The sequence below is a fragment of the Microbacterium sp. genome (assembly GCF_031178525.1).
Classification (GTDB): Bacteria; Actinomycetota; Actinomycetes; order Actinomycetales; family Microbacteriaceae; genus Microbacterium.
Map to the genome: position 1 here is coordinate 1 of NZ_JAPSJA010000103.1, position 8,907 is coordinate 8,907.

The following is an 8,907-nucleotide window of genomic DNA, read 5'->3' on the forward strand; positions in this document are numbered from 1 at the left end:
ACCACCTTCGTGTATGCCGCGCTCGCGCTGAACGGCTTCGCGGTCGTGGTGTTCCTGCAGGAGACCGTCGGATTCTCCGCGACGTTCGCGGGCTTGGCGTCCCTGCCGGTGACCGTGATCATGATCCTCGGCTCCTCGCGCGTCGGGAAGTGGGCGGACCGGCGCGGACCGCGGCTGTTCATGGCGCTCGGCCCGGGGATCATGGCGATCGGCGCGGCGCTGCTGCTGACGGCGGGTGATCCGTTCGACTACTGGCTGCAGATGCTGCCGGGGATCATGCTGCTCGGCGTCGGCCTGACGCTGACGGTGAGTCCGCTCACGAGCGCCGTGCTCGGATCCGTGCAGGGCGGCCGCGAGGGCATCGCGTCCGCCGTCAACAACGCCGTCTCCCGCGTGGCCGGTCTGCTCGTCGTGGCCGTCATCGCGCTGATCGCGGGTGGCGACCTGAACCTCGAGGGCTTCCACCGCACCGCGATCGCGACCGCGGTGCTGTTCGCCGCGGGCGCCGTCGCAGCCTGGGCCGGCATCCGCAACCCGCAGCGCCGCAAGGAGGCGGCTCGGACGGGTCGCGCGAGTGAGTAGTCTTCCGGAAAAGGGAGGAATCGCATGGATGCTGGCTGGTTTCCGGATCCGACGGGGCGCGCGGAGCTGCGCTGGTGGGACGGCACGTCGTGGACCGAGCACGTCTCAACCGGAGGGCAGGTCTCGACCGCTCCGCTGACCCCGGCCGACGCAGCGCCGCAGGACCAGCCGCCCGCGCAGGACATCCCGCAGCAGGAGGCGGTGCCGGCACAGAGCATCGGCCGCGGCGATGCCGGCATCACGGGCGACCTCATCTCGGGCTCGCATGCCGAGGTCTCGGGTATCGGACCGACGAAGCAGAACGAGAAGATGCTTCGTGTCGGTGTGGGCGAATCCTTCTTCGCTCGACAGGGCGCCATGGTCGCCTACCAGGGCGAGGTGGATTTCGCGTATCAGGGGGGCGGCGTGGGGCGGTTCTTGAAGTCGCAGGTCACCGGCGAGGGACTGTCCCTCATGCGCGTGTCGGGTCGCGGCGATGTCTTCCTGGCGAACGAGGAGGCCGAGGTCCACATCCTGCATCTCGATGACTCGGGCATCTCGATCAACGGACGCAACGTGCTGGCGTTCTCCGAGAGCCTGCAGTGGAGCATCGAGCGCGTGCAGGGCGCCGGCGTCATGACCGGCGGGCTGTTCAACACCACGCTGCGCGGCAGCGGCTGGGTCGCGGTCACCACCGCCGGTCCGCCTGTCGTCCTGAACACGGCCGAGGCGCCCACCTACGCCGACACCAACGCCGTGGTGGCCTGGTCGGCATCGCTGCAGACGACGCTGAAGTCCTCGTTCAAGGCCGGTGCACTGATCGGCCGCGGCCCGGGCGAAGCCGTGCAGGTCGCGTTCGCGGGCTACGGCTTCGTGATCGTGCAGCCGTCGGAGGGCGTGGCGGTCACCCCGTCGTCGTGACGGGACGCTGCTGCTCGCGCATCCCCCACGGGGAGCCGTAGCCCGCGGGCGCGGGAGCCGCGAGCAGGTCGAGGAACGGCCGCGCGTCGAACGCCTCGGGCCCCAGCACTCCGGTGCCCGACCACACGCCCGTGGCCAGCAGCTCGAGCGCGATCACGGGGTTGAGCGCGGTCTGCCAGACCACGGCCTGTGCGCCGTACTCACGCATCGTCTGCTCGTTGTCGGCCACGTGATACAGGTACGTCGAGCGGGGCCGGCCGTCCTTCCCCGTGCCGGTCACCCACACGCCCGCGCAGGTCTTGCCGGTCATCCGGTCGCCGATCGTCGCCGGGTCGGGCAGACATGCGGCCACGACGTCGCGCGGGGAGACCTCGACCCCGCCGACACGCACCTTGTCTGTGCGATCGAGGCCGAGCTTGTTCAGCACCTTGAGCACCTCGATGAACTCGTCGCCGAGGCCGTACTTGAACGTCACGCGCTTGGCCTTCGTCCAGCGCGGCATCAGCAGCACCTCCTCGTGCTCCACGTTCACGCACTCGACCGGCCCGATCCCGTCCGGGAAGTCGAACACCTCCGGCTCGGAGAACGGCTCGGTCGTGAACCAGCCGCGGCCCTCCTCGTAGACGACGGGCGGGTTCAGACACTCCTCGATCGTCGTCCAGATCGAGAACGACGGAGCGAAGTCGTACCCCGTCACGACGAGGTTCGCGCCGTCGCGCACGCCGAGCTCGTCGATCTCATCGAACAGCTCGTCCTCCGCGAAGCGCGCGAACACGTCCGACAGACCCGGCTCGACGCCGATACCGACAAGCGCCAGACGACCGGCCTCGCGCCAGCGCTCGTCCTGCGCGAACTGATCGTCGCCGAGCTTGACACCCGGCAGCTCGTACGGCCGTTCGGGATGGCGAGAGGACAGGCTCATGGCCATGTCCAGATACGTCGCGCCCGCCGCGAAGCAGGCCTCGAAGATCGGCATCACGAAGCGCGGATCGACGGCGTTCAGCACGTGCGTGATCCCGTGGTCGCGGATCAGCGAGGCCACGGAGTCGGCGCTCGTCGCGTCGACCTGTGCGGCCACCAGGCGCTCGTCACCGAGCTCCGCGACGATCGCTCGCGCTCGCTCGGTCGCGTAGTCGGCCACCACGAGGGACGCGAAGAAGTCGCGGCGCACCGCGATCCGCGCCGCTGCGGTGCCGACGCCGCCGGCGCCGAGAATGAGAATGCGCATGTGTCCTCCGAAGGAAGGGACGGTCAGGCCAGGCCGCCGTCGATCGACCGCAGGTACTCCTCGTCCGGCACCATGACCTCGGTGTCCCGGTTGAGGCTCTCACCGCGGAAGAACGGCGTGGAGCGGGGGAAGAAGAACCAGACCACCATCAGCACGACGCCGACCAGCAGCGACCCGATGCCGACCACGAAGGTGCCGCCGATGCCGAGCAGCACGCTGTAGCCGTAGTCCACGTCCCACATGTCGATCGCCGACTGGACGAACGCGTAGGTCAGCATCAGGGCGCCGGCGAGCGGCAGGAGCCCCTGCAGGAAGAAGTTGCGCGCGGAGGAGAGCAGCTGTCTGCGGAAGAACCAGACGCACGCGTAGCCCGTGATGGCGTAGTAGAACGCGATCGCCAGGCCCAGCGACAGGATCGAGTCCTGCAGGATGTTGTCGCTGATGAGCGTCATGACGACGTAGTAGACGATCGCGACGGCGCCCATCACGATCGTCGAGAACGACGGCGTGCGGTACTGCGGGTGCACCTGCTTGAAGCGTGCCGGAAGCGCGCGATACACGCCCATCGCCAGCGTGCCGCGCGCGGTGGGCAGGATCGTCGTCTGCGTCGACGAGACGGCCGAGATCAGCACCGCCACGACGAGCACCCATCCGAACGGACCGAGCAGACCGTCCTTGATCGCCAGGAAGAAGTCGTCCGCATGTGCTTCGTTGCCCAGCCCGACGCCGTCCTCGCCCACGCCGGCGTACATCATCGCGGCGATCGTGACGGCCAGGTAGGTGACGAGCAGGATGACGGTGGTCAGCAGCGCGGCGCGTCCGGGAGTGCGGGTGGGGTCCTTCGTCTCCTCGTTGAGCGCCAGGCAGGTGTCCCAGCCCCAGTAGATGAACAGGGCGAGCAGGACGGCCTCGATGAAGCCGCTCCACTCCGTGAAGGCGAACGGGTTCAGCCACTGCCAGTCGAACGGCGTCGGGTGGGGTGCGGTGCCGCTGGCGAACTGCCAGAACGCCGCGATCACGAAGATCGCCAGCGCGAGGTACTGGATCGCGAGCAGGATGTTCTGGAGTCGCTCGCCGATCTCGATACCCCGCCAGCTGACCCACGTCATGGCGGCGATGAAGACGACGCCCGTCACGGTGACGAGCACGGCGTTCTCGGCGAGGGAGCCGTCGCCGAAGAGCGACCAGAAGTAGATGCCGGCGATCTGGGCGAGGTTGGCCAGCACGACCATTCCCGCCACGGCGACGCCCCAGCCGCCCATCCAGCCGACCCACGGCCCGAACGCCTTGGTGCCCCAGGTGAACGTGGTGCCGCAGTCGGGCACCGCATTGTTGAGCTCGCGGTACGCGAAGGCGATCAGCAGCATCGGCACGAACGCGATGATGAACGCGATGGGCGCCTGGGCGCCCACGGCGAGCACGACCCAGCCGAGGGTCGCGACGAGCGAGTACGCGGGCGCGGTCGACGCGAGCCCGATGACGGTGGAGCCCCACAGGCCGAGGGTTCCGGCCGCGAGTCCCTTGCCTTCGGGGCGACCGAGATGGATGGGGGTGGTCGTCATGAGGTGACTGTAGAGCCGTGCCCCGCTGCCGCGCGAGAGCGCCGCGCCGCGGTGCTCGCGCCGAACGGGAGCTGAGCACCCGCCGAGCGCGAGCGGGGGTTAGCCTGGCGGGAGACGAAGGAGGGACGATGGCGACGAAGCCCCCCACCGAGGACATCGACGAATCCCGGCTGCGGATCCGCGAGCGCGATCACAGCGCGGTCGGCGTGCCCGCCGTGATGAACGCCCTGAAGATGTCGTTCGAGCAGATGGGCGTCGTGCGCAGCGCGCGCACGCTCCTGCGCGTGAACCAGAAGAACGGGTTCGACTGCCCGGGGTGCGCGTGGCCGGAGGAGGACCGCCGGCACGCGGCCGAGTTCTGCGAGAACGGCGCGAAGGCGGTCGCCGAGGAGGCGACGCTGCGGCGCGTGGGACCCGCGTTCTTCGCGCATCACAGTGTCGCGGAGCTGCGCGAGCACGACGACTACTGGCTGGGTCAGCAGGGGCGTCTCACCACGCCGATGCTGCTCGAGGAGGGCGCGAGCCACTACCGGCCGATCTCGTGGGACGCGGCACTCGACGAGATCGCCGCCGCCCTGCGCGCGCTCGACGATCCCGACGACGCGGTCTTCTACACCTCGGGACGCACCTCGAACGAGGCCGCGTTCGTGTACCAGCTGCTCGTACGGGGGCTGGGGACCAACAACCTTCCGGACTGCTCGAACATGTGCCACGAGTCGAGCGGATCCGCACTGAATCAGACGATCGGCATCGGCAAGGGCACCGTGTCGATCTCGGACATCCACGAGGCCGATCTGCTGATCGTGGCGGGTCAGAACCCCGGCACGAACCATCCGCGCATGCTGAGCGCGCTCGAGAAGGCGAAGGACAAGGGCGCGACGATCATCGCGGTCAATCCGCTGCCCGAGGCCGGGCTGTTCCAGTTCAAGAATCCGCAGACGCCGCGCGGCGTGCTCCTGGGCGGCACCAAGCTGGCGGACGACTTCGTGCAGATCCGTCTCGGTGGCGATCAAGCGCTCTTCCAGGCCATCGGCAAGCACCTGCTGGAGGTGGAGGCCCGCGAGGGCGGTGTGCTCGACACCGGCTTCATCGCCGCGCACACCGCCGGTTTCGACGATTACGCGGCGCATGTCGGGAGCCTGCCGTGGGGGCCGCTCGAGGAGGCGACGGGGCTGTCCGAGGCCCGACTGCGCGAGATCGCCGAGCGGGTGCGGGCGTCGAAGTCGACGATCGTGTGCTGGGCGATGGGACTCACGCAGCACAAGCACTCGGTTCCGACCCTGCGCGACGTCGTCAACGTGCTCCTGCTGCAGGGCAACATCGGTCGTCCCGGCGCGGGCGTGTGCCCCGTACGCGGACACTCGAACGTGCAGGGCGACCGCACCGTGGGCATCTACGAGAAGCCCGCCGAGGCGTTCCTGGATGCGCTCGACCGCGAGTTCGCGTTCACCGCGCCGCGGAAGTACGGCTACGACACCGTCGAGGCGATCCGCGCCATGCGCGACGGCAAGGTGCGCGTGTTCATGGCCATGGGCGGCAACTTCGTCAGCGCGACCCCCGACACGCGCGTGGTCGAGGAAGGCATGTCGCGTGTGGGGCTCACCGTGCAGGTCTCCACGAAGCTCAACCGCTCGCACGTCGTGCACGGTCGGCGTGCGATCATCCTGCCCACTCTCGGTCGCACCGACCGCGACCGGCGCGGCGGCGCCGACCAGCGCGTCACGGTAGAGGACTCGATGGGCGCCGTGCACGGCTCCCGAGGACGCCTCGCCCCTCCCGCGGAGGACCTGCTGAGCGAAGTGGCGATCCTCGCCAGGCTGTGCGCGCTGGTGTTCGCGGACCGACCGGGGACACCGCGTGCGGACTGGCGAGGGCTCGAGAACGACTACGCCGCGATCCGCGGGCACATCGGGAACGTCATCCCGGGATTCGAGGACTACGACGCGCGCATCGACAAGGGCCGCTCCTTCTTCCTGCCCAACGGCCCGCGCGACGAGCGGCGGTTCACGACGCCCAACGGGAAGGCGAACTTCACCGCGAACCCGCTCGAGTACCCCGTGATCCCGGAGGGACGCGTCCTGCTGCAGACGCTGCGCTCGCATGACCAGTACAACACCACGATCTACGGCAAAGACGATCGCTATCGCGGCATCCACGACGGGCGTCGCGTTGTGCTGATCCATCCCGACGACATCCGCGAGCTCGGCTTCGCGGAGGGCGAGCTCGTCGATCTCGTGTCCGAGTGGACCGGACCGGGCGGGCTCGAGGAGCGCCGCGCCGAGGAGTTCCGGCTCGTTCCCTACGACACGCCGCGGCGCAACGCGGCGGCGTACTACCCCGAGACGAACGTGCTGGTGCCGCTCGACTCGACCGCCGACGTCAGCGGCACGCCCACGTCGAAGGCCGTCGTCGTGCGGTTCGAGAAGCGCTAGGAGGGGCACAGCATGGGACGGATCACGCAGCGCCGGCCGGTCGTGCGCATCGCGCTCGGCGGCGCGACCACGCGGCGGCCCGACACGCTCGCCGTCGAGGAGCCGCTCGAGATCCGGCTCGCGGGGGAGCCCCTCGCGGTCACGATGCGCACGCCGGGGCACGATGTGGAGCTGGCGGCCGGCTTCCTCGTGTCCGAGGGCGTCGTGCGCACGGGGGCAGACTTCCGTTCGGCGATCCACTGCGGCGGGCCCGGCACCGGGGGACTCGAGAACACCTACAACGTGCTGGATGTCGCGCTCGCTCCCGGCGTCGTGCCGCCGAGCACCGACCTTGCCCGCAACTTCTACACGACAAGCTCGTGCGGGATGTGCGGCAAGGCGAGCATCGAGGCCGTGCAGTCGGTCTCCGCCCACGACGTCGCGGCCGACGACGTGCGTGTCGCCGCCGAGACGCTCGCCGGCCTGCCGGACGCGCTGCGCGCGCACCAGGACGTGTTCGACAAGACCGGCGGACTGCACGCCGCGGGTCTGTTCGACGCCGAGACCGGCGAGCTGGTCGTGCTGCGTGAGGACGTCGGGCGTCACAACGCGGTGGACAAGGTCGTGGGCTGGGCGGTGCTGAACGATCGGCTGCCGTTGCGCCGGCACGTGCTCATGGTCTCGGGACGGGCGAGCTTCGAGCTGGCGCAGAAGGCGATCATGGCGGGCATCCCCGTGCTCGCGGCCGTCTCGGCGCCGTCGTCCCTCGCCGTCGAGCTCGCGGCCGAACAGGGGCTGACGCTCGTCGGCTTCCTGCGCGGCGAGACGATGAACGTCTACGCGGGCGCCGAGCGTGTGGTCGCGCCCGTGGCGGTGGGCTGAGCCGGGGTCAGGCGAACGGCCGGGATGCTTCGATCATGCGTCGCAGGCACAGCGCGGCCGTGAGGTCCTCGGCGACCGCGGAGGGCATCGCGTTCGAGCCCGTCGGCGTCGTCGCCTGGTCGATCGCCGCCGTATAGCGCTCGAGCGCCGTGGTCGCGGCGTCCAGGCGCTCGCGCGCCGACTCGCTGTCGAGTGGCTCGCCGACGAGGTCGGCGGCGCGATGGATCGCGTCGGCGAGCAGGTCGCGTGCGGCGAAGGGGTTCTCGTCGCGCCCGGCAGCGCGCGTCAGGACGTCCGCGAGATCGCGGATCGAGAACACCGTCTGCTCCAGCGTGCGCAGGCGCCGGGTGTTCAGGTCGCGGTCGTCGCGTCGGCGACGGGCGCGCGGATTCGCGCGGCTGCTCTCGTCCGCGTCCTTCACCGCCTGCGACACCCCGTCGACGGTCTGGTGGAGGTCCCTCGCGACGCTCTCGAGGTGATCCTCCGAGAGCTCGGCCGCCGCCGTCGCGTCGGCGATGTCGTGCAGGTGCCGCGCTGCCGCGTCCCGCAGGCTCGAGAGCCGGTCCGCCGCTTCCCGCAGATACAGCGGCGGGAACAGCAGCAGGTTCACGAAGAGCCCGACCAGCACGCCGAAGGCCATCGTGACGAGATACGAGACCGAGAACTCGTCCGGTGTCGCGCCGCCCAGCAACAGCACGAACAGGCCCGCCATCGCGATCCAGTCGCGCCCTGCGTCCATCGACTCGATGCCGCCCAGCCATACGCCGACGCCGACCACGACAGCGAGTGCGACGATCCCGGGGGCGCCCATCCATGTCAGGGCGATGCCGCCGAAGCCGAGCGCGATGCCGAGCGCGAGGCCCAGGAGCGTCAGCGCCCCGGACCGTGCCGAGCGCGCGAGCGTCGGGTACATGCTGACCAGCACGCCGAGCGGCGCGTAGTACGAGTACTCGGCCGCGGCGAAGGGCACGAACGGTGCCAGGTACCACGCGACCGCGGCCGCGATCGCGGTGCGCAGGGCGAGCGCGACGCGCGAGACGGAGAGCAGCCCCCGCACGCGGGGGAGCGGGATCCGCAGCCGCACCATACGCTTCGCCCCGCTCCTCAGATCGCCAACTCGGCGCGCCAGCGCGTCAGGTACGTGGCGGTGATGTCGTCCTCGGCATCACCCTCTGCGAAGGTCGGGATCTCGCGCAGCACCGCGAACGCGGTCTTGAATCGCTCGCCCGCGGGGCGAACGTCGAGGTGCGTCGCCTCGAAGCCCGCGTCGTGCAGCCACGCGGCCATGTCGTAGTCGCCGTTCGAGTCTCCCGCCGTGAACCAGCGGTGCGGCATATCCATA

General features: G+C 70.0%; 7 protein-coding genes and 1 pseudogene. 4 read left to right on the plus strand and 4 right to left on the minus strand.

Translation table 11 applies throughout. The features are described 5' to 3' along the window. On the plus strand, positions 1 to 582 hold a 582-nt coding region (locus RIF89_RS08245), incomplete at its 5' end, for an MFS transporter (RefSeq protein WP_309068642.1). A 24-nt stretch (positions 583 to 606) separates the two neighbouring features. Continuing rightward, a complete protein-coding gene (locus tag RIF89_RS08250) occupies positions 607 to 1,482 on the plus strand; it encodes an AIM24 family protein (RefSeq protein ID WP_309068643.1) in 876 nt (291 codons plus the stop codon). On the opposite strand, the gene RIF89_RS08255 is transcribed toward RIF89_RS08250, so the two are convergent. Both RIF89_RS08255 and RIF89_RS08260 read right to left on the minus strand, forming a co-directional pair. Then, complete coding sequence (locus tag RIF89_RS08255; protein ID WP_309068644.1) at positions 1,466 to 2,710, minus strand: saccharopine dehydrogenase C-terminal domain-containing protein; 1,245 nt, start codon at positions 2,708 to 2,710, stop codon at positions 1,466 to 1,468. The two genes, RIF89_RS08250 and RIF89_RS08255, sit on opposite strands and share 17 nt — an antisense overlap. Before the next feature lie 23 nt (positions 2,711 to 2,733). After that, complete coding sequence (locus RIF89_RS08260; protein ID WP_309068645.1) at positions 2,734 to 4,272, minus strand: APC family permease; 1,539 nt, start codon at positions 4,270 to 4,272, stop codon at positions 2,734 to 2,736. A 128-nt stretch (positions 4,273 to 4,400) separates the two neighbouring features. Here RIF89_RS08260 and RIF89_RS08265 point away from each other — a divergent pair, with 128 nt between their 5' ends. Together RIF89_RS08265 and fdhD are read left to right on the plus strand one after the other, a co-directional pair. After that, on the plus strand, positions 4,401 to 6,704 hold the full coding sequence (locus RIF89_RS08265; protein ID WP_309068646.1) for an FdhF/YdeP family oxidoreductase: 2,304 nt from the start codon (positions 4,401 to 4,403) through the stop codon (positions 6,702 to 6,704). A 12-nt stretch (positions 6,705 to 6,716) separates the two neighbouring features. Further along, positions 6,717 to 7,565: a formate dehydrogenase accessory sulfurtransferase FdhD gene (gene fdhD, locus RIF89_RS08270; RefSeq protein ID WP_309068647.1), complete on the plus strand. Its 849-nt coding sequence runs from the start codon at positions 6,717 to 6,719 to the stop codon at positions 7,563 to 7,565. A 7-nt stretch (positions 7,566 to 7,572) separates the two neighbouring features. On the opposite strand, the gene RIF89_RS08275 is transcribed toward fdhD, so the two are convergent. Beyond that, positions 7,573 to 8,652 (minus strand): FUSC family protein, encoded by a 1,080-nt coding sequence (locus RIF89_RS08275; RefSeq protein ID WP_309068648.1) that lies wholly within the window; start codon positions 8,650 to 8,652, stop codon positions 7,573 to 7,575. A gap of 17 nt (positions 8,653 to 8,669) precedes the next feature. After that, positions 8,670 to 8,907 (minus strand): annotated as a pseudogene (locus RIF89_RS08280) (hypothetical protein); the annotation flags it as partial.